General features: G+C 63.9%; 21 protein-coding genes. 8 read left to right on the forward strand and 13 right to left on the reverse strand.

The genetic code is table 11. From position 1 onward, the window contains the following. Positions 1-100: 100 nt before the first annotated feature. From LZC95_36585 to LZC95_36595, 3 genes are read right to left on the reverse strand one after another with little or no spacing between them, the layout of a single operon-like run. Positions 101-568: a nuclear transport factor 2 family protein gene (locus LZC95_36585; GenBank protein WXA91955.1), complete on the reverse strand. Its 468-nt coding sequence runs from the start codon at positions 566-568 to the stop codon at positions 101-103. A 16-nt stretch (positions 569-584) separates the two neighbouring features. Then, entirely contained in the window at positions 585-1,727 is a 1,143-nt protein-coding gene (locus LZC95_36590) for a hypothetical protein (GenBank protein WXA91956.1), read from the reverse strand. Next, positions 1,717-3,042, reverse strand: coding sequence for an aminotransferase class I/II-fold pyridoxal phosphate-dependent enzyme (locus LZC95_36595; protein ID WXA91957.1), 1,326 nt, complete (start codon positions 3,040-3,042; stop codon positions 1,717-1,719). The genes LZC95_36590 and LZC95_36595 overlap by 11 nt, the downstream gene beginning before the upstream one ends. Positions 3,043-3,523: 481 nt before the next feature. Here LZC95_36595 and LZC95_36600 point away from each other — a divergent pair, with 481 nt between their 5' ends. Next, positions 3,524-4,561 (forward strand): hypothetical protein, encoded by a 1,038-nt coding sequence (locus LZC95_36600; protein WXA91958.1) that lies wholly within the window; start codon positions 3,524-3,526, stop codon positions 4,559-4,561. A gap of 192 nt (positions 4,562-4,753) precedes the next feature. Here the strand turns inward: LZC95_36600 and LZC95_36605 are convergent, their stop codons facing one another. The 6 genes from LZC95_36605 to LZC95_36630 form a co-directional block, all read right to left on the reverse strand. Further along, positions 4,754-5,206 carry a biopolymer transporter ExbD gene (locus LZC95_36605; protein WXA91959.1) on the reverse strand — a complete coding sequence of 151 codons (453 nt, stop codon included), beginning with the start codon at positions 5,204-5,206 and terminating at the stop codon, positions 4,754-4,756. Beyond that, positions 5,206-5,616, reverse strand: a complete 411-nt coding sequence (locus LZC95_36610; GenBank protein WXA91960.1) for a biopolymer transporter ExbD — start codon at positions 5,614-5,616, stop codon at positions 5,206-5,208. The genes LZC95_36605 and LZC95_36610 overlap by 1 nt, the downstream gene beginning before the upstream one ends. A gap of 6 nt (positions 5,617-5,622) precedes the next feature. Beyond that, on the reverse strand, positions 5,623-6,327 hold the full coding sequence (locus LZC95_36615; protein ID WXA91961.1) for a MotA/TolQ/ExbB proton channel family protein: 705 nt from the start codon (positions 6,325-6,327) through the stop codon (positions 5,623-5,625). A 112-nt stretch (positions 6,328-6,439) separates the two neighbouring features. Then, the gene (locus LZC95_36620; GenBank protein ID WXA91962.1) at positions 6,440-7,129 is read right to left on the reverse strand and encodes an energy transducer TonB; all 690 of its coding nucleotides are present in this window, start codon (positions 7,127-7,129) and stop codon (positions 6,440-6,442) included. Between the two features lie 402 nt (positions 7,130-7,531). Further along, a complete protein-coding gene (locus LZC95_36625; GenBank protein WXA91963.1) occupies positions 7,532-8,386 on the reverse strand; it encodes a hypothetical protein in 855 nt (284 codons plus the stop codon). Continuing rightward, positions 8,386-11,478 (reverse strand): TonB-dependent receptor, encoded by a 3,093-nt coding sequence (locus tag LZC95_36630; GenBank protein WXA91964.1) that lies wholly within the window; start codon positions 11,476-11,478, stop codon positions 8,386-8,388. Before LZC95_36630 ends, LZC95_36625 begins: the two co-directional genes overlap by 1 nt. A 1,146-nt stretch (positions 11,479-12,624) precedes the next feature. Here LZC95_36630 and LZC95_36635 point away from each other — a divergent pair. After that, entirely contained in the window at positions 12,625-13,278 is a 654-nt protein-coding gene (locus LZC95_36635) for a CAP domain-containing protein (GenBank protein WXA91965.1), read from the forward strand. Here the strand turns inward: LZC95_36635 and alr are convergent. From alr to LZC95_36655, 4 genes are read right to left on the reverse strand one after another with little or no spacing between them, the layout of a single operon-like run. Continuing rightward, positions 13,275-14,486 (reverse strand): alanine racemase, encoded by a 1,212-nt coding sequence (gene alr, locus LZC95_36640; GenBank protein WXA91966.1) that lies wholly within the window; start codon positions 14,484-14,486, stop codon positions 13,275-13,277. The two genes, LZC95_36635 and alr, sit on opposite strands and share 4 nt — an antisense overlap. A 2-nt stretch (positions 14,487-14,488) precedes the next feature. Continuing rightward, positions 14,489-16,396, reverse strand: coding sequence for an ABC transporter ATP-binding protein/permease (locus LZC95_36645; protein ID WXA91967.1), 1,908 nt, complete (start codon positions 16,394-16,396; stop codon positions 14,489-14,491). Then, a complete protein-coding gene (locus LZC95_36650; protein WXA91968.1) occupies positions 16,393-18,183 on the reverse strand; it encodes an ABC transporter ATP-binding protein/permease in 1,791 nt (596 codons plus the stop codon). Before LZC95_36650 ends, LZC95_36645 begins: the two co-directional genes overlap by 4 nt. Positions 18,184-18,234: 51 nt before the next feature. Then, positions 18,235-19,191 carry a KOW motif-containing protein gene (locus tag LZC95_36655; protein ID WXA91969.1) on the reverse strand — a complete coding sequence of 319 codons (957 nt, stop codon included), beginning with the start codon at positions 19,189-19,191 and terminating at the stop codon, positions 18,235-18,237. Between the two features lie 378 nt (positions 19,192-19,569). Between LZC95_36655 and LZC95_36660 the strand changes: the two genes are divergently transcribed. The 6 genes from LZC95_36660 (at position 19,570) to LZC95_36685 (ending at position 25,416) form a co-directional block, all read left to right on the forward strand. Further along, positions 19,570-20,805 carry an RNA polymerase factor sigma-32 gene (locus tag LZC95_36660; protein WXA91970.1) on the forward strand — a complete coding sequence of 412 codons (1,236 nt, stop codon included), beginning with the start codon at positions 19,570-19,572 and terminating at the stop codon, positions 20,803-20,805. Position 20,806: 1 nt separating this feature from the next. Next, positions 20,807-21,658: a 16S rRNA (cytidine(1402)-2'-O)-methyltransferase gene (gene rsmI / locus LZC95_36665; GenBank protein WXA91971.1), complete on the forward strand. Its 852-nt coding sequence runs from the start codon at positions 20,807-20,809 to the stop codon at positions 21,656-21,658. A 147-nt stretch (positions 21,659-21,805) separates the two neighbouring features. Further along, positions 21,806-23,326 (forward strand): PLP-dependent aminotransferase family protein, encoded by a 1,521-nt coding sequence (locus tag LZC95_36670; protein ID WXA91972.1) that lies wholly within the window; start codon positions 21,806-21,808, stop codon positions 23,324-23,326. Positions 23,327-23,368: 42 nt separating this feature from the next. After that, on the forward strand, positions 23,369-24,250 hold the full coding sequence (gene pdxS / locus LZC95_36675; protein WXA91973.1) for a pyridoxal 5'-phosphate synthase lyase subunit PdxS: 882 nt from the start codon (positions 23,369-23,371) through the stop codon (positions 24,248-24,250). Positions 24,251-24,257: 7 nt separating this feature from the next. Further along, positions 24,258-24,854 (forward strand): pyridoxal 5'-phosphate synthase glutaminase subunit PdxT, encoded by a 597-nt coding sequence (gene pdxT, locus LZC95_36680; GenBank protein WXA91974.1) that lies wholly within the window; start codon positions 24,258-24,260, stop codon positions 24,852-24,854. After that, positions 24,808-25,416 carry a GNAT family N-acetyltransferase gene (locus LZC95_36685; GenBank protein ID WXA91975.1) on the forward strand — a complete coding sequence of 203 codons (609 nt, stop codon included), beginning with the start codon at positions 24,808-24,810 and terminating at the stop codon, positions 25,414-25,416. The genes pdxT and LZC95_36685 overlap by 47 nt, the downstream gene beginning before the upstream one ends. Positions 25,417-25,418 lie beyond the last annotated feature (2 nt).

A 25,418-nucleotide genomic window follows, 5' to 3' on the forward strand; every position in this document is an offset into this window, starting at 1 on the left:
GCAGAGCAAATGTTTACACGCAGTGTATTCAGATGGCTCGAGCCAAGCTCTACTTGAGCTTCACTATTTCGATAACGCGACGAGTTAGCGCGAGAACGCGTTAGCGCGAGAGGAACTTCTCGAGGCGTCCGTTCGCGGTGCGTCGAACCTTGCCGCGCACGAACGGTGTCCAGCCGAGAAGCTTCCCCGTTGGCCCGAGCGCTTGTCCCGCCCACTTCCAGAAATCGAACGTATCGACGTGGCGCAGGATCTTTCCGTCGCGGAACTCGAAGCGCGCGTCGATGACATTGAGAACGCGACGTCCCGTCAGCGAAAACGTGTACGTCGCCTCCCAATGCGCAGCGCCTTCGTGCTCGGTCGCACGAACGCCGCTGTGCACCACGCTGATGTCCTTCGCGCTTTCGCAGAGCATGCGCCACATGCCCGCCGCGCGAGCACCGCGCAAGTCGAACACGGGATCGGTGAAGTGCACGTCGGGATGGTAGGCCGCCACCATCGTTTCCCAATCGCGCTTGGCCAGTGCACGGTAAAAGCCATCCACCAATTGTTCGTTCGCGGACGATGTCATGGTGGACGAAGGCTACTCAGATCTTCCGCGCAATGGCGAGAATATCCGCGAGTACGCCGGCTGCCGTGAGCGCTCCACCCGCGCCGGCACCTTGCACCACCAGCGGCTCGGGGTAACGCTCCGTGGTGAACGCCACGAACGACCCCGCACCGCGAAGGCGCGCCGCCGGATGGTGCACGTCCACCGCCACCGGCCCCACGTCGATGCGGCGCTGCACGGGATCGATGCGCGCAAGGTAACGCAGCACTTTGCCCTCGAGTTGCGCGCGCTTCACCGTCTTCGCAATCTCGGCGTCGTAGGCCGGAGCGGCCTCGAAGAAGCTTGCCGCGGAGTCGACCGCGAGGAGCTCGCGCGGAACGAACGGCGTGAGCGCGACATCTTCGAGCCCCAGGTTGAGGCCGATTTCGCGCGCCAAGATGACCGCCTTGCGGGCGACATCGATGCCGGAAAGATCGTCCTGCGGGCGCGGCTCGAGGTACCCGCGCTCGCGTGCGACGTTCAGCGCACGCGAAAACGGGACACCGGCGAGGAGCTCATTGGAGAGGTAACCGAGTGTCCCGGAAAACGAGCCCTCGATGAGGTCGACGCGGTCACCGGTGCGCACGAGATCTTTCAGCGTCTCGACGACCGGCAGGCTTGCCCCGACGGTGGTCTCGTAACGAAGGGCGCGACGGCACCGACGCGCCGTGGTGGCCAGACGGCGAAAGGCGGGAAGCGAACCGGAAAACGGCTTCTTGTTCGCGGTCACGACGTGGATGCCGCGGAGCAGCGCCTGCTCGTAGACCTTCTCCATGCCGTCGGCCGCCGTGCAGTCGACGAGAACGGAAGCCCGTGCACCGAGGCGCGTGAGGCCATCGAGGAAGGGGCGACGCTCGCGCGGATCGGCAGCCGGCGCCGCACCGAGCTCGTTGCGCCACGTTTGGAGATCGAGACCGCCGGGGGACGCGACGAAGAGGCCCGCTTGCCGGTCACAGAGACCTGCGACCTCGAGGGAAAGGCCTTCACGCTCGACGAAGCGGCCTTTGTTGTCGCCAAGCTGCGTGAGGAGCGAGCTGGCCACGGTGCCCTTGCCGAGCACGAAAAGGGAGACGCGATCGATGCGCGGCGGAGCGGAGATGGGGCGGGACCAGGACAATTGAACCACCGACTCAACGGACATGGGACACGGCCTCGTCTTTCGCAGCAGCGGACACGTTCTTGGCTTTGGGGAGGCGAATGGTGTCGCGCTCGTCCTCCGACTCGGGCGACTCGGGCGACTCGGATGACTGCGAATGCGCGATGCTTTCGAGCGCGCGTGAAAAGTCGACGATGAGGTCGTCCGCGTCCTCGAGGCCCACGGAGAGGCGCACCAGGTTTTCGCGGATGCCGATCTTCAGACGCTCCTCGGTGGTGAGCTCGTAGTGCGACATGAGCGCGGGCTGCTCGATGAGCGTCTCCACGCCGCCGAGCGACGGGGCGATGGTGGCGAGCTTGCACGCATCGATGAAGCGCGAGGTCGTATCCAGATCGCCGCGCACGAGGAAGCTGATGACGCCGCCGTGTCCGCGCAGCTGGTTTGCGATCGCCGCATCGGGATGACTGGGAAGCCCCGGGTAGAAGACGCGCTCGATGCCAGGATGCGCCTCGAGCCACTGCGCCACGCGCAGGGCCGTTTGATTCTGCCGCTCCACGCGCAGGGCGAGCGTCTTGACGCCGCGCAGAAGCAGGTACGCCGCATGCGGGTCGAGCACGCCACCGAGCACCCCGCGCGTGTCCCGCAGCGCGCTGACGAGCGCCTCGGACCCGGCGACGGAGCCGGCGAGCAGATCGTTGTGCCCGCCGAGGTACTTGGTGCACGAGTGCACGACGAGGTCGGCACCGAGCTCGATGGGCCGCTGGTTGATCGGGGTGGCGAAGGTCGAGTCGACGAGGAGCTTGAGACCCCGCGCACCCGTGGTCTTCTTCAACTCGGCAAGGCGCGGGATGTCCGCAAGGCGCAGGTACGGGTTGGTCGGCGACTCCGTGATGAGGAGCTTCGTTTTGCCCGGGATGATGGCAGCCTTACAGGCTTCGAGATCGCCCGGCGGGACCAGCGTGGACTCGATGCCGAACTTCGCGAGAAAGGTGCCCACGAACTGCCGCGTGCGACGGTAGACGTCCGCGGTGAGCACCACGTGTTCCCCGCTCTTGAGCATCGCAAGCAGGGTCGTCGTCAGCGCGGCCATCCCGCTGGCGAAGAGTGCACAGTCCTCGGCCCCATCGAGGGCGGCGAGCTTGCGCTCGGCAGCGCGCACGGTTGGGTTCCCGTAGCGGCCGTATTCCTCGCGCTCGATGCGCCCCTCGAAGTGGTCACGCAGAGCGTCCGTCGAGGAAAAGGTGTACGTCGCCGTGCATACGATGGGCGTCGTCACCGCATCGTGCGCTTTCCCACGCTCTTCACCTCCGTGGATGGCGACGGTGGCGATGTCGTGGTGCTTTTCGAGCTGCGAGGTCATGTCGGTCGGCCTTTCGCCCACCGACCTGCCTGACTTGTCCTCCAGAAACGCGAAGGCCTCCAGGTAAGGTTTACCAGGAGGCCATCGGGTGCGTGTGAACCGAGCTTTTCAGCTCGAGGACCCACAGAGGACCCAACGGCTTAGGGTGATATTTATCAAGCGCGTCACCCAAGGTGGGCAAAAGTTTCGCGCCGCCGAGATTCCTCAGGGAGGAAGCCCGACAGATAATTCCTAACGCGCGTTTATGTGCATCATCCCGCGCACTCAGGCAAGATCTTTTTTCCGGAACACGCCCCCTCACCAGCGAGCGTGCGAAAAGTCACACCTCAGGCATATGCGCATTCCATGCAGAGAAGTGCGCGGACCTGCGATTATTCCTTGAGAAAACAGAAGCTTTGATCGACTCTTGCGCCGATTATCCGCTCGTGCAACGACGCGGCATCAATCGGGCAACTTCACGCCGACAGAGAGGATCAGAAAGATGCGCTTACGACGGTTCACGTTTGCTTTCCCACTAGCGGCGCTAGCTGGCTTCGTCATCGCTGGTTGCCCGGATGACAAGACGCTGCTGCACCCCGAAGACGTCCCGGACGCGACCACCGCCGACACCGGCACGGACACGGGCACGGACGCTGGTGAGCAAAAGGCGCTGGTCCGCTTCGCGCACCTCGCCCCGGTCGGTACGACCAAGATTGACGTTTGCCTCCGCCCCGTGGCTGCGGCAGACGCGGGCCCCGGCGACGCCGGCGAAGACGCGGGCGATGCAGGAACGACGGATGCGGGCCCCGCTCCGTTCGTTGGGCCGGTCCTCCAGATTTTGCCGAACGGCATCCCCGAGGGCATCGGCTACAAGGACGTGACGAAGTACTTCGACGTCACCGGGCTCGCGGGTGCGATCCCGTCCGGCAATGTCGAAATCCGCATCGTTCCGGGCGCCGGAACCGACTGCAACACCGCGCTACCCGGGACGGCACCGATCTTCACGACGCTCCCTGCGATCCAACCGGGCACGACCCGCACCATCGCCGCGTTGTTCACCGGCTCCGCGCTCCAGGTCGCCGTGCTGAATGATCACCTGGCGGCCTTGGACGCCACCAAGGCGGATGTTCGCTTCTTCAATGGGGCGGTCTCAGGCGCACCGAACACGTTCGACTTCACCGTCGGTGCCAACCCGGGAGCAACGGGTGTTGCCTTCGGCAGCACGGTTTCGACGAACGATGGTTACGTCGCATTCGACCCGCTCAATGCGCAAGCGATCAGCGGTCGCCCGTCGGGTGCATCCGCGGCCGCGTTCACCGTCGAAGGCGTAACGGCGGCGGCGAATTCCGTCACCTCCGTGTTTGCCATCGGCGCACCTGGTGCCGCGCCCTACGCGGGCTTGGTGTGCAAGGACTCGGCGCCCGCCATTGGTAACTTCACCGATTGCGGACAAGTCGTTCCCGGCGACGGTGGAACCGACGCGGGCGACTCCGGCACGGACGCCGGCGATGCGGGTGATGCTGGCGACAGCGGTCCCTGATCGGGTTCGAAGTTCGACCAAGTAGACCATCACGAAGACGGAGCCCCAAGAAGGCTCCGTCTTCGTGCTTTTAAGGACTAGGGATCCAGCGGGGGGGTCGCGGGTTGCCTGACGCGAACCCCCAAATGACGAAAGGAGACCCGAAGGCCTCCTTTCTCGTTCCAGCCGTGGTGCCCTCGAAGGGCGCGGCGGCTAGTTGTCCAGCTTGTCGGTCGCGATGCCGATGGTCTCGGCGCCCGCGATTTTCGCGCTGTCGATGGCCCACACCAGGCGGCCGTAGTTGGCGCCGTCTTCGGCAACGAAGAAGACGACCTTGTCGGCGGTGGCGCGGGGTTCGAGACGCGTCTTCAACTGTGTGATGTAGTCGGCGTCTTCGACGTCGCGCACGTTGATGTCGACTTTGCCGTCGGCCTTCACGTGCACGATGATCTGGTCGGGCGGAACCTCGGTGGGTTGCTCCACCTTCTCCGCGTTGGGGACGCGCACCGCGATGTCTTTCTCGAGCAGCGGGGTGACGACCATGAAGATGATCAGAAGCACGAGCACGACGTCGACCAACGGGGTGACGTTGATCTCACTGTTCGCGGCTACGGGCTCGCGAATGTGAATCGGCTTGGTGCCGTGAATTCCTCCGTGGCGAGCCATTACTTCTTCTCCTGCTCGACGCCGAGAGCCACGCCACCGCTACCAGCGAGCTTCAGATTGTTCATGACGGGGCGTACGTCCGCCACGGTAAGGCCCGTGTCTGCCTTGAAGAGCACCTTGCGGGTGGGTTCCTTCTCGAGGGCAGTCTTGACCTTCTCGATGAGATCCGCGTCGTTCGAGCGGTCGCTCTCCACGTACAACTCCTTCTGGAGCGTCATCGATACGACGATGGGGTCCGTGGACTTCTCTTCATCGATCTTGTGCGCGGACGGCAGTTTGACCGGCTTACCGCGCTGCAACATCGGGGTGATGACCATGAAGATGATGAGAAGCACGAGGCAGACGTCGACCAACGGAGTAACGTTGATCTCGTTCTTGACCCCCTTATTACCGCCTCCACCGAATGCCATGGTGGATTACTCCGCGGCTTGGGCAGCCGTGCGCAGGTGGCGGCGGTGGTAACGGGCAACCAGGTCCATCAGCTCGTTCGAGGACTCGGCGAGGTCGACCGCGCGGGCATCGACCCAGCCCGACAGGTAGTTGAAGAGCATAACGGCCGGGATGGCGACGAGAAGACCGAAGGCCGTGGTGACGAGAGCTTCAGCGATACCGGCCGACACGGTGCCGAGACCACCGGAGCCCGACGCAGCCATCTGCTGGAAGGAGTTGACGATACCCATGACGGTTCCGAGCAGACCGACGAACGGTGCCGTCGACGACACGGTTGCGAGGACGGTAATGCCTCGTTTCAGGTTCTGCACCTCACGGGCCGTCTGGCGCTCGAGCGCGCGGGCCACCGACTCCTCGGTGAGGTTGATGTTCTCTTCGTCCGTCGAGCTGCCACCCGAGTTGAAGGCCTTGAGGCCCGAGGCGATCGTGCGGCCGAGGTAGCCGATATCACCCTTGAACGACTTCGCCGCCGCCTCTCTCAGACTGTCCGAGGTCAGCACGCCACCCAGCTGCTCGGCGAACCGGAGCGACTCTTTGCGCGAGCGCGAGAAGATGATGAGACGCTCTCCCGCCACCAGGAGCGAAGCCAAACTCATGATTGCCAGCGTGATGACGATGCCTTTCGCAAACGCCCCCATGCTGTGCCACAACCCGTACAGTGAAAAATCCATATTCCTTACTCCGAGAGGCGCGCCCCTGGGTGTGGCGCTGCTATGTGAAACTTATTGGGGAGAGACAAAACCCCGGTGATCCGGGTGAAACCTGGTGGAGAGTCCACCCGGGCTATTGAGCTTGAATGCGGAATGTGAACGTGTAGGTGACGGCCTGGGGCTGCCCCTGGAACATGACCGGCGTGTACTTGCGCGCCTTGAGGTTCGCCAGGATGGCTTCCTCGGTGTACGGCAGCGATTTGATGAACTTGCAGTCCTCGACGGTCCCCTCTTTGGTGAGGGTGCACTTCACGAGGATGAGGCCTTCCACCTTCGCGACCAACGCCTCGCGGGGAAGCGTCGGCTGCTCCGTACCTGCGAGCATGGTGGGCTTCGCCATGCCGGGACCGAACGGAATGACCGTGGTCTGCGGGGGGCACGGGGGCATACCGGGATCGCCGCAAACCGCCGCTTTGACCGGCGCGCAAGCCGGCTCACCGGGGCCACCGCAGCACGCGGGCTCACCCGCGCCACCGCAATGACGGCACGGAGGCTCACCAGGACCACCGCAGCAAGCCGGCTTGCCCGGGACACCGCACGTGGCCTCGACCGACTCACTGCCGCCCTTGGCGGTGTTGTCTTCCTTCGGCGCCTCCTTGGAGTCGACGATGGTGTTCTCTTTCTTGACGAACTCTTTTTTCGCCTTCGGCCTTTCGGCCGTACGCGGCACCGCCGTCGCCACGGGGGGCGGCGGGGGCGGCGGAGGCGGGGCAACGAACTTTACTTCCGTCGCCTGCTTCTTAATCTGTTGGTGCGCGCGCACCGAGATAAAAATTGCCAGCCCGAGTACCGCGACGTGCACAAGGATCGAAACGAGTGCACCCCGAACGAGAACTCGGGGGGGTTGGGCTCCGCGGCCAAGGACTGAATCAAACATCGCGCTCGTACACCTCACTCACCCCCAAATCAGACTACTTGTCTTAAAACTTCACCAAGAGACAAGCTCTGCCATTGGGTGGCACATCGAAGAGAAGCGCCACCCTAGCAGCCTCGCGGAACATGTCTAGCACGAGTCCGCAACATCTATTGGTTTCTACGAAGTTATACGTCGACTCGATCGCGCTTTTTTAATGCTGCATTGCGATAACCGACCGAGTCGACGGGGAAGCATACCAGTTGGGCGAAACCTCAGTGCTTCCTTCGTTGGAAACTTACGAAACAGAGTTCAGAAGCCGCCGAAATTCACATTCGCGAGGCAGAGCAGCGTCTCCGGATCGCATGCGAAGTTCGCCTCGGGATCGACACCAGAACCGGTGCCGAGGCCCAAGTCCGGGTGCGCCACCGAGTCGCAACGCGCCGCTTCGGCCACGTAGTTGCCGGGCTTCGCGTGATCGGCGTTGGTGTTCTTGCTGCAGCTCGGACGCTGTCCGAAGAGCAAGCCGACGCCCTGGTACTTGCACGTCGAGGCCGCGCCGCCTTCATTCGTGACGGTGTAGTCGAGGTCGATCACGAACGCGTTGCCCGCGTGCGCCGCCGTGAAATACACCTGCCAATTGGACCACTTGTAGCTAACCGTCCGCGCAACTTCCGCCGAGCGGCCGGCGTTGTTGTCGTCGTCGGCGAACGGCGAATCGCCATCGTCGGCAATGGCGTCCAGTGCCGGGAACGCCTTCGTCGTTTCCGTCAGCGTCGGGATATTGCAGACGTTGCCCGACGGCTCCGAGTTCGTGAAGTGTCCCCACGCCGCGAGTTGGTCAGGGAACTCCGCGCGGTCCAGGTACTCGGCAAATCGCTTCGGCATGAGGGCCGCGGAGACCTTCTCCAGATCCGGCTTACCCTCTTCGCCCACGTCGTTGTACGAGTTCACGTAAACGATGTCAGCCTTGAGGTTCGCGCAATCGCCCGAGCCCGCGACGAGGTTGTATTTGATGGTGTACGTGCCCGTACCCGTGCGGCAGAGGGGAGTCGACTGATCACAACCCGCCGCACCGAGAACGACGGCGAGGCTGGCGGCGATGCCCGCACCAGCGAGACGAGAAACACGCAAGGACCGAGCGTATTGCAAGATGGACGCGTACATCAGAAGCTCCCTCGAATGCCGAAGCGGAACTGCCGCGGCTCTTGATAAATGTTGGCGTTCCCGAAATTCGGATTTTTTTGGCTGGGATCGAATGCAGTACCATCCTGCCGTCGGATCTTGCCGGGGGTATCCAAGTCAGAGCGACTTCCACCCGGGATCGGAAGGACGTCTTGGTTGGTGTAGCGATTCTCCCTACTCAGTTCGGTCTGGAAGTTCAAGAGGTTGAAGATGTCCATGGTGAGACCCAGGGTCATCCCATTTTCGAACTTTACATTATAACCGAGGTGCGTGCCTACATTCCCGTTCCACGGGAGGCGATCACCGGTGCCTCGCGGCAGGATGTGGATCGTATCGACACCATAAAGGAGGTTACCGCCGAGGAAGTTCGTGGGACCGCCTGATCGGACGTTCACCGAGCCGCCGATTTGGACGACGGAGCTCTTGGTGATGCTGATGTCCTTCGCACCGAAGATCTTGAAGCTATGGCGACGGTCACCGGGCAGGTCGCCGGTCTGGTTCACCAAGAGGGACTTCAAGTCGAAGGTGGCGTTGATGTTCGGGTCGAGCTGGCCCGTGGTCGGATCGTAGAGACCCGCGCTGTTACCGCGCAACCAGGACAAGGTGTAGCTCACTTGGGCGAGCCACTGGTCTGCAAAGTTCTTCGTAAAGAACGCGGTACCGGCATCGTAGTTACGCGTCGCCTCGGGGAAGCCGCTGGCGATGCCTTTGCCGGGGTTGCCGATGAAGTACGTCGCGCCTTCATCGTTGCTCATGTCCTCGATGATGTTGTTCGTCCAGCGGCGCGTGTACGACAGACCGAAGCGGCCGTTCTTCACGACCTCGTACTCGGCGCCGGCGACGATCTCGCTCTGGGACTGCGGGCTGATGTCCGGATCGATGACGACTTTGCCGCCACCCACGCCGGAGTACTTGCGATCGGGCGAGGAGATCGGACCGCCGGCTCCCGTGGCAGGCCAATTGATGCGGGCGGTATCCGTCAAGCAGACGCCGTTCGCCTGGGCGGGATTGCGCGGATCGCATTTCGACGAGCTGACCGACTGCGCAATCGCGCCCTCACCGGTCTGGCGATCGAGCATGTCGAGCGGCACGCTCTCGTAGAAGCGGGCGTAGTTGAAAAAGAGCTTGGAACGACCCTTTTGCGTCGGATCGAAGATGACGCCGACGCGCGGCGAGATCTGATTCGGCAAGGACATGAGCAGCTTGTTGTCGCTGCCGATCATGAACTGGTTGTCGTACCGAATGCCCGCGTTCAGCGTGATCTTGTCGAAGATCTGCCAGCTGTCTTGGATGAAGCCACCCGCGTTGATCGCGTAGGTGCGCGTGGTCAGGCGGTCGAGCATGATGGGCTGGTCGGGGCCCGACTCGTAACCGTAACCGCGCTGCGCGTCGAAGCGGCTGCCGCTCGTGGACTCACGCCAGCGAACGCCGCCGGAGTAACCGCGCGACCACCACGACGTGAGGAGCTCGAAGTCGACACCCGCCTTGATGACGTGGTGACCTGCCGCCTCGGCGAGAACCGTGAGGACGCTCTTGGCCGAGTAGATGTCGAACACCTGCTCGTCGAGAAGGTCCGAACCACCCGTGGTGTACGTTTGCACGGGGCAGGTCGGTAGGCCGTTGACGCGGGAGCATCCGGGCGCGCGCTCGAAGTCCTCGATGCCGTGCAGGTTGGGGCTGCGCCGGTAGACGACCTGCGGAACCGCGGAATAACCGAGGCCGCTGCCGACCTGGAAGCCGTCCGCGCTGCGGCGTCCGCCGAGCTCGTGGTGCCATCCGATGGTCGTGTCGAGGATCTTCGACTTGTTGTCGAACTCCGACGTCCACTTGAGCGAGGTGTCGAATGCGCCGGAACGGTACGAGCGCGCTTGCGCGCCGTAGGTGCCGTTCAAGTTGAATTCGCGCACCGTGGCGCCTTCGACGAGACCCGTGGTCGGGTTGACCGAGTAATCGCCGCCGCCGCCGGCGGTGGTCGGCGTGGCCGCGAAGGTCAGGGCCAGCTTGTTGTTCTGATTGACGCGGAAATCGAGCTTTCCGAAGATTTGGTACGAGGTCTGCGTGGCCTGATACTTGGAGCCGGTCCCGGGAATTTCCGTGCCCTCGACCTTGTAGTTCGGCTTGCCGTCGTCCCCGATGGGGCTCATGTAAATCGAGCGCTCCAAGTTGTAGATCGCGCGCGAAACACCGAAACCCACGTAGTACCAGAGCTTGTCCTTGATGATCGGACCGCTCTGGTCGAAGCCGACGTCCCAGATGTTGGCGAGGCTGCGGCGGGTCTGCACGGCTTCGCCGAGGAAGTACGGGTACTTGCGCTTGCCCTCGAGGGCTCCGGGGGTCCAGTTCGCCCAGACGTCGCCGTGGTACTCGTTGCTACCGGACTTGGTGACGACGTTGAGGATACCGCCCGTAGAGCGACCGTACTCCGGCATGTAGCCGCCGGAGAGCACGTTGACTTCCTTGATGAATTCGATGGAGAGCGGCGAGCCGTTGATGCCGAACTTCGCGCTGTTCGTGCGAACGCCGTCGATGAAGTACGAGTTTTCCGGCGACGTGCTGCCGTTGACCGACGTACCGTACGTGTCCGCCTGCGCGCCCGGGGTGGCCTCCGCGATGGACTCGAAGGAGCGCTGCGCACCGCCGCGCGACCCCGGGTTGGTAACCGGGATACGGGAAGTGAAGTCGCTGTTGATATTTGCACCCGTGGTGCTCGACCCGACGTCGACGGTCGGCGCGTGGGCGACGATGACGACTTCTTCGGCCTTCAGGCCTTCCGGTAGGAGGTCGGCGTCGAGACGGATGGTGGCATCCGCGCGCAGCTGGATCTGGTCGCGTTGGTACGCTCGGAACCCCTCTTTATCGAGGTGCAGCGTGTACACGCCCGGGGCCAAGGACGGGATGCGGTAGCTACCCGTCTTGTCCGTCGTCACGATCTGCTCACCCTGCAGGGCGGGCGAGGTTACGGTCACGACGACATCCGCGACCCCTTTTTTGGTCGAAGCGTCGACGACCTTTCCGGTGAGAACCGCCGTGCCCTGAGCCTGCGCGGGTGCCACCATCGCTATCGTCGAGGACAAGGCCCCGACGGAAAGAGCCCATTTCGGTAAAGATCGAAGTCTCATTGCTCCCCGTTGCCCGTAACCGTGTGCGCGCGTCGGTTCGGGTCTATTGAGTAATCAGGCCACTGCGGTTGAGCCGACTTGCCCTCGTGCGAGCGTTCGGCAGATGGGCCCCGGATGGAGGCCCTACTAGGAGAGAGGGTGACGGGAATACCTGGACTATGACGCCGGTTCTCGAGTTGGAACTTCGTGAGTTCAAGCTGCGGATAAAACACGACAAGATTAACGGCGCACTATTCGCCAATTTCGTCTCTCTCCGCAAGAGGCAAGATGCGGCTCTCTCACTCTTTCCGCTTATCTCGTCTGGTATGGCCCTAAGTCCCTCTGACGCACCCCGTGAAGGGCATTTCATTTCAACGCGGTTTCATGCGCACTGCGGCAACCGACACGCGCACGCAGGCGACATCGAAATAGGTTGACTTTGCGTCAATTTTAGCGGGTGAAGTCGATATTGGAATTCGGCTTCAACGCGGAAATAACGTGGTGCGTTATGACATCACTCAAGTGATGGGCAGGTGACGGGCCTGCGACGGCGTGAGCGCAGTCCGCTTCACAGTGAGAAGGTTGCGTGCACATCGTCAGGTATTGGGGGGCTCCGCCGCCCCAAACCCCCGAGAAGGATCAATAGCGATCATCTCGTTCAACGAGAGTGAGTCAAATTACGAATAGCGGTATCTGCGAATCATTCTGGTTCCGTGAATGATTTGCATTGGCACCTACACGCTTCCGCCTTCAATGTTCAGGTCTTGGGGCGCTCCGCCGCCCAAATCTCGATAAAGCATAATCGTTAACCCTCACCATTCGAGAGGTCGTTCCATGCGTCGTTGGTCCGCCGCAGCATTGTTCTTTTCCATGCAAAGCGTCTTCTTGGTTGCCGGGTGTGCAACCACTGAATCGGCAGAATCCTCGAGCGAAACGGAGGACGAGCTCCTCCCCCTCCAGGTTGCGCCGATGGCCGCAGCGGATGTTTGCACGCGATGGCGCAGTGATCGACAAGATCGCTCCGAAGGAACGTGGAGCGGTAACGTGGCGGCCTGCAATGCAGGAGATATGACGACAGCGGGCCGGAACAATGCACTCAAATTGGTAAATCTTTATCGCGCCATGGCGGGATTGCCGGCTGTAGCCCTCGACGCCACGAAGAATGCGCGAAGCCAGAAATGCGCAATCATGATGGACGCGAATGATTCGCTCAATCACTCGCCGCCCACGAATTGGAAATGTTATTCGCAAGATGGAAAAACCGGTGCGGGGCAAAGCAACATCGCCACCACTCCGGCCGTGACCGCCGTAGATCTTTACATGTCCGATCCGGGCAACGAGACCACCATTGGCCACCGCCGATGGATCCTATCGAACTCCCTCGGTCCCATCGGCATTGGCTCGACGAGCGACTATTCGTGCATGAACGTCATCGGGGGCACGGGCAAGGCCGGAAAGTCGTACGTGGCCTGGCCGCCCGCGGGCCCCTTCCCTTCCGGCGCGCTCAAGGCCTCGTTCAACTACGAGCTCGATAAGACGGGGTGGTCCATCCAGAGCGACAGCATCGACCTCTCGAAGGGCAAGGTGACCATCACCGATGGAACGACGAACAAGCCCGTCACCGTCAATGTGCTCGGCGCGAACTACGGAAGCAAATATGCCATTCGCATCGTGCCCAATGGATGGAAATCCGAAAAGGGCCACACGTATTCGGTAAAGGTGAGCAATGTCTCACCGGCCATTGCGTACGACGTCCAAATCCTCGACTGCGATTAGGGCTCGCGGTAGAAGCGGGGCACGCGCCGGGAGATCGATGTGAGGATCTCCCAGGCGATGGTGCCCGCGTGTCCGGCGATTTCCTGCGCCGAGATGGCGTCTTTGCCGAGCGGGCCCTCTTGCGCGCCAAGAACGACGACCTCGTCGCGGATGGATACGCCTTCGTGCGCGGTAACGTCGATCATGACCATGTCCATGGAGACGGCACCGACGATGGGGGCGCGCTTGCCGCGGACGAGTACGTGGCCCTTGTTGGAGAGCTGGCGCGAGAGTCCGTCGGCGTAGCCCATGGCGATGGTGGCGATGCGCGCTTTGGCGGGTGCCCGCCAGAGTGCCCCGTAGCCAATGCCGGCACCGGCGGGGATTTCGCGCACGTCCACGATTTCCGAGCGGACGCGCATGACCGGTCGCAATTCGTCCGAAACGGGGTTCCCGCCGCCATCTTTCGAAAGGAGCAAAGGCGGAACGCCGAACAGCGCAATGCCGGGGCGCACGGCGTCGAAGCGCGCATCGACGATGTCGACGTCGCCGCGCAGGACGGCCGCACTGTTGGCAGCGTGGCGCACATCGGGAACGATGCCCCGTGCGCGAAGCGCCGCGGTGGCCTCGTCGAAGAGGCGCACTTGCTCCCGCGTCTCCTCGGCCGACAGCGCGTCGGCCTGCGCCAGGTGAGTCATGAGCCCCCGCACGCGCAGCTCCTTCGCATAGTGGCGAAGGCTATCGGCGAAGGTTCCCAGTTCGTCCATCGTCACGCCGAGGCGGGCCATGCCGGTGTCGATCTTCACGTGCACGTCGACGGGTCCTTCGACCTCACCCGACCGAACGAGGCGCGCAAACGCCTCGAGCTGCGCGCCATCGTAGACGACCGGCGTGAGTCCACGCGCCAGCACTTCACCGTGCGCCGACCCGTAATAGCCGCCCATCACCAGAATGGGCGCATTGATGCCGGCCTCGCGAAGCTCGATGCCCTCCTCGAGAAGGGCTACGCAGAAGCCATCCGCACCGGCCCGCTCCAACGTGCGCGCCACGGCAGGCGCACCATGGCCATAGCCATCGGCCTTGAGCACCGCCCAGATCTTCGCACCGCGTGCGTGCCGCGCGACCACATGCAAATTGTGGCGAAGCGCCGCCAAGTTGATCTCGGCGCGCGTGGGGCGGACGGCATCGGCCGGGGCCGCACGACGGGGACGCAGGATACGCACATTCATTTTTATACCGAACGCCGCGAAAAAGGAGGAGATTCCCCCGCAGCAATCTCCTTGAGCCCTCCGGGAAGGGAGTCGCCGGCCTCGACGCGTTCGTGCGCGTATTGCATACGATAGAGGCGCGCGTAAACCCCTTGGCGGGCGAGCAGTTCGTCGTGGGTTCCGGCCTCGGCAATGCGGCCCTTGTGGAAGACGATGATGCGATCCACGGCTTTGATCGTGGAAAGCCGGTGCGCAATGACCAGCGCCGTCCGGTCGGCCATGACGGCGTCGAGCGCGACTTGGAGGCGCGCCTCGGTGTCGGAATCGACGCTGGCGGTCGCTTCGTCGAGGACGAGGATGGGTGCGTCCCGGTACACGGCCCGCGCAAAGGCAATGAGCTGGCGCTCGCCCGCGCTGAAGTTCGCCCCTCGCTCATCGACCTCCGCATCCAGCCCATTGCGCCGCTCGAACAACTCGAGTGCACCGATGCGGCGAAGCGCCTCCTCGGCCTTTGCGCGATCCGGCGTGGGATCGCTCATCGCGATGTTCGAGAGCACGGTGCCCGTAAAGAGGTACACGTCCTGCGGCACGACGGAGAATTGCTCGCGCAGCGCGTGCCGATCGTACGTGCGCACGTCCTTGCCGAACACGCGCGCGAATCCGCTATTCACCTCGTACAACCGCAGAAAGAGGCTCGCCACCGTGCTCTTGCCCGCGCCGGTTGCGCCCACCAGCGCAATCTTCTCACCGCGCTTCGCTGACAGCGAGACATCCTTCAACACGGGAACGCCGGGCTTGTACTCGAAGTTCACGTCCAACAAGGCGAGCGCCTCGTCGGGCGGGCCCTCCGGGGCTTTCTCGGCCTCCGTCGAGAGCACGCCGTCGATGTCCTTCTCGTCGAGCAGCTGAAAAATGCGCTCCGCACCGGCCATCGCCGACTGCAGAACGGTGTAGCGCTGCGAAAGCTGCGAAATCGGCTCGAAGAATTGCTTGATGTACTGGGTGAACGTCACCACCAGCGGAAAGGAGATGTCGCCCATGCGTTTGAGCCCCGCCCACCAGAGAACGCTGGCAATGCACAACGTGCTGACCATCTCGATGGCCGCGTCGAGCATGGCCTCGTAATAGATGGAGCGCTTGTTCGCATCGAGGTACGCGTGGTTGATCGCGTCGAACTCGCCCGCGGTCGCGTCCTCGCGGCTGTAGGCCTGCACGACGGAGATGCCATTGACCTGCTCGTTCAGAAAGGCATTGAGCCGTGCCGTCTTTGCACGAATGTCGCGGAAGGCCTCGCGCGAGCGCTTTCGCACGTATTGAACGATGGCCCCGACGATGGGGATCGCCGCAAATGCGATGAGCGAGAGGCGCCAGTCGAGCAAGAGCATCATGGCCACGATGCCCACCAGCGAAATCAAATCGCCCGCGGCATTGAGGACGCCCGAGGCGAACAACTCGCCCACGGCATCGACGTCGTTGCTCGCACGCGTGACCAGTCGCCCCACCGGGGTGCGGTCGAAAAACCGAAGCTGCAGGCTCTGGAAGAAGAGAAAGATGTGCGCCCGCAGGTCTGCCATGGCGCGCGCGCCGGTGACCTGCATCGTGTAAAGCTGCGCCAGCGTGAGGAGCTGCCCGCCAACGACGAGCAGTGAAAGGTAAACGCCGTCGCGGACCAGGCCCTGTGCGTCGCTCGCATTGGCGCGGCGGACGACATCGCCCATGACGATGGGCTTCAGCAGATTCAAGCCCGTCAAACAGGCCAGCGACGCGAACGAAAGCACCAGAAAGCGCACGTGCGGCCGTACGAAGGGCACGAGCCGGCGCACCAGGCGCGTGTCGTACGCCTTGCCCATGGCGTCTTCTTCGTGGAAGGCACGGAGCTTTTCTTCCGCGCGATTCGGCTTCTTCACCGCGGTGGTCGCCTGGGCGCTCATGCAACCTCCACGCGATCGGCATCCGAGGAAGGCTCGACATCGAGCTCGTCCAGCTCGTGCGCCATGCGCTGCTCTTCGGCAAAGGCCGCGTAAATCCCTTGCATGCGCAACAATTGTTCGTGCGTGCCCCGCTCGACCACCCGGCCCTGGTCCAGGACCACGATGGAATCACACCGCGACGCAGCCGCGATGCGGTGGGTGATGAGCACGACGGTTCGCTTTTTGGCCTGGCGTTCGATGGCCTGCAGAATGGCGGCTTCCGTTTTGGCATCGACGGCGCTCAACGGATCGTCGAGCACCAGAATGCGCGGTCCCCACGACAGCGCGCGCGCCAGGGCGACGCGCTGCTTTTGACCGCCCGAGAGCTGCACTCCGCGCTCGCCCACCACCGTGTCGAACTGCTCCGGCAAGGACAGCGCCTCCTCGAGCACCTGCGCCTCGCTCGCGGCCTCGCGAATGGCCTCCATGGCCTCGGGCGTATCGGGATCGTCCAAGGCAAATGCGATATTGCGCGCCACCGTGGTGGAGAACAAAAACGCGTCCTGCTGCGCATATCCCACGGTGCGGCGCACGAAGGTCAGCGGCAAATCGCAAACATCGTGACCGTCGATGGTGACCGCGCCCCGCGGCGTCGGCAGAAGGCGGGCCAGGAGCATGGCCAAGGTCGATTTGCCCGAGCCGGTTCGCCCCACGATGGCGATGCTCTTGCCGGCGGGCACCTCGAAGCTGACCTCGTCGAGCACCTTGCGCGCGCCATATTCGAAGGAGAGGCCCTTGATGGCCACGTCGCCGCGCGAATCCTTCGGGGCGGGGAGCGGGCCATCTTCCACCTCGGGAAGGGCGTCGAAAATCTCCTTCAGGCGCACGAACGAAGCGCGCCCGCGCTGCACGATCGAGAGCACGAAGCCGAGGGCGAACATCGGCCAGTACATGCGGGTGAGCGCCAGGTGGAAGGCGAAGAAGTCGCCCTTGGAGATGCCGCCCGCGGCGGGACCGCGCAGCAAAAGCGAGCCGCCGTACCAGAAGAAGACGAGAAAGCCACCGGCGCTCACGGCACCGAGCAACGGCATGAACAAGCCGCGCACGCGCGCCAAGGCGAGGCTCGCATCGAGGTACCGGCGGTTCACTTCTTGGAAGCGGTGCAGCTCCCGGGTCTCCAGCGCGAAACTTCGCACCACGCGCACGCCCGCGAGGTTCGCCTGCAGGGACTCGGAGAGCTTGCCCAATGCGGCCTGGTTGGCGCGCGTGCGCTCGAAGATGCGCCTCGAGAACGAGCGCGTCAAAGCGACGGTCAGCGGAAAGGTCACGAAGGTGGCCAAGGTGAGCTTGGGCGAGATGCTCATCAGCACTTGCAGCGCGCTGCCGAAGCCGAACACGACGTTGACCATGTTCAGCACACCGAAGCCAAAGAGCAGCCGCACTTGGGCCAAGTCGTTCGTCGAGCGGCTCATGATTTCGCCCGACGACATGCGGCGATAGAAGGCCGTCCCCAAGCGGTGCAGGCGCGCGAGCAGCAGCCCGCGCAACTCGTACTCGACGTCGCGGCCCGCGTTGAAGACGAACAAGCGGCTCGCCACGCGCGTGCCGAAGGCGAACACCGCGAGGCCGAGCATGAAGACGGCGGGCTTCCATGCCTCCTCGGGGTGGTCGCTGAAGATGCGATCGACGGCCGTCTTGGAGAGCCAATCGATGCGGTTCATCGCAAACTGGAACGCCGCCAGCACGACGGCACCGGCCAGGTATGCGGGGAGGTGCCGGCGGAACTGCCCCGCCGCGGTCACGCTCATGTTGCGAAATTTGCTCGTATCGATTGGGTCACGATCCATGAACGGTCCGGGTCAACGCTCGCGTGCCCCGAGCGGCCGCCGGTGCGATGACGAAAGAATGGGACGATTGGGTCCCTCCTTGAAGAGGGCAAGCTCGGACGTGTCGAGGCGCGTGGCCAAAAGGCCAAGCATGACCTTCGCACCGCGCGCGTCGAGCTCCTGGATGACGCCCGTCTTGCCGACGAACGGTCCCGAGAGCACACGGACGCGCGAGCCTTTTTCGAGGGTGTTCGCCCGTGCCGTCTTCGTGACGGCGAGCGAGCCGATATTTCGTGACGGCGCCGGGATATCGGTGACCAGCGCGAACACGGCGGAGAGTGCAATCACGGCATCTCCGAGCTGCTCACCCACCAGGGCGGCGTGTTTGAGGACGACTTCACGCGGGACGGACCAGCCAAGCCAGAGGCCTGCGTCCCCCTCCAACAGTGTTCGGACGTCGTCTGCGTTCGCCTCGCGCGTGGGGATCCGGTTGAGATCCTCGATCTTTCCGAGCGAGAACTGATCCGGCAGTGCGTCGAAAAGGCCGACGATTTCGCCTTGTACGGCGCGCGCATGCACGGATGGATAGAGCTCGACGCTGACTTCGACAACTTTGGGCCGGAGTCTTAGGGCCAAAATCGCATTCTTGCGCACCGGCGCGTGGAACACGATCGACGCGGTTCCCATTTTTCCGCCAGCCGTTTGCTCGCGGACATCGATGTGCTCCTCGTCGGTCCACGTGGCCTCCACGTCGATTCCGAGCTCGGAAAGCCTGGCCGCAATGCGCCGGGCCCACGCCACCATGCGCGAGCGCAGGGGCGTGAACGCCGCGCGCTTGTCGCTGGCGAGAAGCTCGAAATCGGCGTTTTTCAGATCGAGCGTTGCCTCGGCAAATGACTTTTTCGCGTCGGCTCCATGATCTTTGACGCGAACGCGGCCGGCCTTACCTGAAAGACGCTTTTCGTTCTTGCGACGGTCCTTCGGTATCATATTGATATTCCTAGAGAATCAATTTGCATCTGAGAACTTGAAGTCGAATTTTCGGCCAAATCTGACGCACTTGACGCATCGCGTTGCGTCCTTACTGTAGCGGCCATGTATGCGTTGATTAGAGGTATGTATCCTCGCTCCGACCGACCCAGCGAGCTTTTCATCGCGCCGTCGCTCCTGCCCGCCTGGAAGCTGGCAGTGTCGGCCGCCGTGCTCGCGGGTGCCGTCGCCCAATGGTGGCTACGGCTCTTGCACTGACTCGGGCTGAAGCCAGCAAGAATCGCCCCCGGGCCCCGATCTTCGCGGAATCGTGCCCCGTGGGGGATTGTTGTCGCGGTAGCTGTGACCATAAACTACGATCCTCCCATCGTGCCGCGAATGAGAAAAACCAACACTGCTACGGCCGACGAGCCGGAAACGACCGCGACCGCCCAGGCTCAAGGAAAGGGCGGACGCGCGAAGCGCACCTCGAAAGCGAACACGGCGGCGCGTACCTCGAAAACGCCTGCCGCTGGAGCCTCGGCCTCGGGCGAGAGCCGTGAGGAAGACCGCGATCCCGAAAGCGAGACCGGCTCGGCGGAGCTGAGCGAAGAAGGAAGCCCGGAGAGCGAGATGGGGGCCGAATCGAGCCCCGCCTCCGAACTTTCCGCAGATGAAGAAATGGATCTCGAGGACGGCATCATCGAGAGCGGTGCCGATTCCACGGCCGCCCCCTACCCCTCCGAGCGCGAGCCGGTATCCGAGGCGGCGACCTCGATCGCGCGCTTCGATCCGATGGCCGCGTACCTGCGCGAAGTGCAGCGCCACCCGCTGCTCACGCCGGAAGAGACGCACGAGCTCGCGGTGCGCTTCGTCGAGTCGCAGGATCCGGCGTCTGCAGCGCAGCTGGTCACGGCGAACCTCCGCCTGGTGGTGAAAATCGCCTACGAGTACCGGCGCGCGTACAAGAACATCATGGACCTCGTGCAGGAGGGCAACATCGGCCTCATGCAGGCGGTCAAGCGCTACGACCCGTACCGTGGGGTGAAGCTCTCCTCGTACGCCGCGTGGTGGATCCGGGCGTACATCCTGCGGTTCATCCTCAACAATTGGCGTCTGGTGAAGCTCGGGACGACGCAGGCACAGCGCAAGCTGTTCTTCAACCTGCGAAAGAAGCGCGCCGAGCTGCAAGCCATGGGCATCGACCCGACGCACGAGGAGATTGCCAAGCGGCTCAACGTGCCCGAGAGCGAGGTCGCCGACATGGACGTGCGCCTCACCTCGAGCGAAAAGTCGCTCGACGCCCCGGTGGGCGACGCCGAAGGGCGCGCCATCGCGAAGGTGGACATGATGCCGAGCGGGCTGGAAGGGCCCGAGACGCTCATGGCCGACGAAGAGTTGCACGCGCTGCTCAAGGAGAAGCTGGGCGCCTTCCGCGAGACCCTCGCCGGCAAGGAGAAGGACCTGGCCATCTTCGACGAGCGGCTCGTGGCGGACGAGCCCCTCACCTTGCAAGAGCTGGGGGATCGCTTCGGCATCTCGCGCGAACGCGTGCGGCAACTCGAGCAGCGGCTGACCATGCGACTGCGCGAGTTCTTGCGCGACGAAATGGGCGACGCGGCCGAGGCGAACTAGCATGGCGGAGGCGGGACGCCTTTACGTCGTAGCCACGCCGATCGGAAATCTCGAGGACATCACGCCGCGCGCCCTGAAGGCGCTCGGCGCGGTTGCCCGCATCGCCGCGGAGGATACGCGGCGGACGCGGCAGCTTTTGACGCACTTCGGAATTTCGCCGCGCGCGCTCGAATCGCTGCATGCGCACTCGAGCCCGCGCGAGATTGCGCGGCTGGTGGATGCACTGCAATCGGGCGAGGACATCGCGTTCGTGACCGATGCGGGCACACCGCTGGTGAGCGATCCCGGCGACGCGCTCGTGCGTGCGGCCATCGAGGCGGGCATCACCGTGGTGCCGGTGCCGGGTGCAAGCGCGGTCCTGGCGGCGCTCATGGCGAGCGGCCTCGTGGGCGGTGCCTTTCGCTTTTTGGGCTTCTTGCCGCGCGACGGTTCCACGCGGCGCGAGGCCATCGCGCGCGTCTGCGACACGCCGGAGACGGTGGTGCTTTTCGAGGCGGCGAACCGCACGAATGCGACCTTGACCGATCTGGCCGATGCCACGCCGGATCGCACGGCGTGCGTCGCGCGCGAGCTGACCAAGGTGCACGAGGAGTTCCTGCGCGGCACCTTGCGCGAGCTGGTCGCGCTGAACCATGCGTGGATCGGCGAGGTCGTCCTCGTCCTGGGCCCGCACGAGGTCTCCGCGCGCGAAGGCGCCATCGACGATGCGGCGCTCGACGAGAAGATCGACATTGCGCTCGCCCAAGGCGAACACTCGCGGGCCATTGCGGAGCGGCTTGCCGCGTGGAGCGGGCGGCCGAAGCGACAGGTTTATGGCCGGGTGATCGCGCGCAAGCAGCGGCTCGAAGGCTGAGCACGGCTCGGATTGGCCGGGGGCGTTCCGGGACATTGGCACAATTGATACTTGCGGAAAATGCTGGCCGGCCGTGGAACGACGGTTCGGTTAGGCATACAACTAGGCCAATTGGAGGTCCAATTGAGCCAAGATGTCGGGCTGAGCGTGGACCCTCGACGAGAGGATCCCATCTACCGCCAGATCTTCGACCAGGTCGTGGAGCGCATTCAGACGCATGCCTTCCCGCCCGGTTACAAGCTGCCGCCGACCCGCGTGCTGGCGCGCACCTTGTCCACGCACCGCAACACGGTGGCGCGGGCTTATGCCGATCTGGAGGCCGCGGGTTTCGTCTCCTCCACCGTGGGGCGCGGCACCTTCGTCGAGCGGCAGGCGGAAGCCCCCGCCGAATCGCAAGTGGCGCGCGCGCGAACGTCGCTCGAGGCCTCGATGCTGCCGTGGGCATCCCTCCTCTCGCGCGCTTCGCGCATCGAGAGCTTGAACCGCGCGGAGCGGCTGGCCCGCTACGTCGAGGGGCGCGACGTGATCAATCTGTCGCGCATGCAGCCATCGCTCGATTTGATGCCGGACGACCTCATGCAGCGGTGCATCGAGCGCGTGATGAACGATATGGGCGCACGGGCGATGAGCTATGCGCCGCCCGACGGCGTGCGGCGCCTTCGCGAGCAAATTGCCCATGATTTGAACCTGCGCGGCGTGCCGGCGACGTTGGACGATATTCTGGTGACCACCGGGAGCCAGCAGGCGCTCGACTTGATTGCGCGCGCGCTGGTCAACCCGGGCGAGGCGGTGCTGGTCGATAGCAACACGTACTCGGGCGCCGTGGACCTTTTCTCCGTCGCGGGCGCGCGCCTCATCGGCGTGCCCAACGATGGTCAGGGGCCCGATCTTCTCGCACTGGAGCGCTTCGCACGCTCCGACGTGAAGGCGCTTTACCTCATGCCGAATGGGCACAACCCGACGGGGATGACCATTTCCGCGGAGCGTCGCCACAAGTTGGTGCGCTGGTCGCACGCGACGGGCATCGCGCTCATCGAGGACGACTTCGGCGCGGGTTTGAGCCTCGATGGGCAACCGCTCCCGCCGTCACTGCGCGCGCTCGATGGCGACGTGATTCACCTGTCCACGTTCAGCAAGCGGCTCATTCCGGCGCTGCGCATTGGCTTCGTGGTCTGTCCTCGGCCGATTCGCAACGTGCTTCGCTCGCTCAAGCGGGTGACGGATCTGGGCACGTCGGCGCTGCTCCAGCACGCGCTCGCGGAGTTCATGGAGCGCGGCTACCTGCGCGCGCACATGAACCGCGTTCTGCCCGAGTACCAAACGCGGCGCAACGTGCTCGAGGCCGCGCTCCGAAAAGCGCTGCCCCCCGAGGTGCGGTGGAACACGCCGTACCACGGCGTCGTTCTCTGGCTGCGGCTTCCGCGCTCCGTCGATCCGGATCGGGTCACCGAGGAAGCCTTCCGGCACGGCGTGCAGGTGACGCCGAGCAGCCTCTACTCGGTGGAGGCCGAGGCCGAACCCGCCTTGCGCGTAACGTTCTGCGCCGAGCCGCCGGACAGATTGGCCGAGGGCGCGCGGCGCCTTGGAAAAGCATTCAAAGCCGTCATGGCCCAGATGCCGCGTTCGGCGGATGGGCGCCCCGCGGATGCGGTGGTGGAAGTCGTCTAAGCAATCATCGGGCAAAACCGGAGAAGAGTTGGAGATCGAGATATGAAAAAGGCAACCAGCACGACGAAATTGGGACTCGCCGAAATGCTCAAGGGCGGCGTCATCATGGACGTGGTCAACGCCGAACAGGCGAAGATCGCCGAAGACGCCGGGGCCTGCGCGGTGATGGCCCTCGAGCGCGTGCCGGCGCAGATCCGCGCGGAAGGCGGCGTGGCCCGCGCGTCCGACCCGGCGATGATCGTGTCGATTCAAAAGGCCGTGAGCATTCCCGTGATGGCCAAATGCCGCATCGGGCACTTCGCCGAGGCGCGCATCCTGGAGGCGCTGGGCGTGGACTTCATCGACGAGAGCGAAGTCCTCACGGTGGCGGACGACGAGTTCCACATCGAGAAGGCGTCGTTCAAGGTGCCCTTCGTCTGTGGCTGCCGCGATCTGGGCGAGGCCCTGCGCCGCATCGCCGAGGGCGCGTCGCTCTTGCGCACCAAGGGCGAGGCCGGCACGGGCGACGTCGTGGAGGCCGTGAAGCACCTGCGCAAGCTCCGCACGCAGATCCGCCGCGTCAGCGTGATGGAGGTCGACGAGCTCGTGGCCGAGGGCAAGAACCTGGGCGCGCCGTTCGAACTGCTGCTCAAGGTGAAGGAAACCGGCAAGCTGCCCGTGCCGAACTTCGCAGCCGGCGGCATCGCCACGCCGGCCGACGCGGCCCTGTGCATGGCGCTGGGCGCCGAGGCGCTCTTCGTCGGAAGCGGCATCTTCTTGAGCGACGATGCGCCGAAGCGTGCACGCGCCATCGTCACCGCCGCAACCTATTGGCAAGACGCCGATAAACTCGCCGAGGTGAGCACCGCCCTCGGCCAACCCATGAAATCCGTGCAGGCAGCGTCGCTGCTCACGCACGAGCGATTCGCCGAACGAGGAAGGTAACGAGAAGATGCGCATCGGCATATTGGCTTTGCAGGGGGCGTTCGAGAAACACGCGGAGATGGCCCGGAGCCTCGGGCACGAGACCATCTTGGTTCGCCGCAAGGACGACTTCGAAAGCATCGATGGCTTGGTGCTTCCCGGCGGCGAGAGCACCGTGCAGTTGAAGCTCATCGTCCGATTCGAGCTGGAGTGGTCGCTGATGCGGTTCGCGGTGGCGGGGCATCCCATTCTCGCCACCTGTGCGGGGCTCATTCTGGCGGCGCGCACGGTCACGCAGCCCGAGCAACGCAGCCTCGGATTCGTCGATGTGCGGGTGGCGCGCAATGCGTGGGGGCGGCAGATCGACAGCTTCGAGGCGATGTCGGACGAAGGCCACCCGCTGGTGTTCATCCGCGCGCCGCGCATCCTCGAGGTGGGCGAGAAGGTCGATGTCCTGGGTCGCTTCCGCGGTGAGCCGGTGCTCATTCGCCAGGGCAACGTCACCTGCGCCACGTTCCACCCCGAGCTGACGAACGACCCGTACGTCTACCGTCTTGCCTTCCGAAAGAGCCAAGCCAATGCCGTCGCCCAGCCCAAGAACGACACTCACGCCCCTCACGCTTGAGGGGCGCTTCGTCCGGCTCGAACCACTCGCCGCCTCGCACGGCGGCGAGTTCGAGCGGCTTCAGGATCGAATCGACGAGCCGGTGTCGAAGTTCAATATGAGTTTCACCCACGGCGACGTCCGCCGCTGGTTCCGCGACATCGTGGACGTTCCAATTGAACAGGCCCTCACGTTCGCCGTTCGCCGCCTGAGCGATGGCCAAATCGTGGGGAGTACCCGCTACCACGCCATCGATCTGCCGAATAAGACGCTCGAGGTGGGCGGAACCTGGTACGTGGCCTCGGCGCGCGGCACCTTCGTGAATCCCGAGTGCAAACTATTGCTCTTGGATCACGCCTTCGAAGATTTGAATTTGAATCGGGTGCAGCTCAAATGCGATGCGCGCAATCAACATTCGCGAAAGGCGATGTTGAAAATGGGCGCAAAGGAAGAGGGCACGTTGCGCCGCCACTCCATTTACCCGGGCGGATTCGTGCGCGATGTGATTTTCTTCAGCGTCATCCCCGAGGAGTGGCCCGACGTCAAACGCGGATTGACCGAGCGCCTCGCGCGTTTCGGTTGAAC

Source organism: Sorangiineae bacterium MSr12523 (genome assembly GCA_037157775.1).
In the GTDB taxonomy this organism is placed as follows: Bacteria; Myxococcota_A; Polyangia; order Polyangiales; family Polyangiaceae; genus Pendulispora; species Pendulispora brunnea.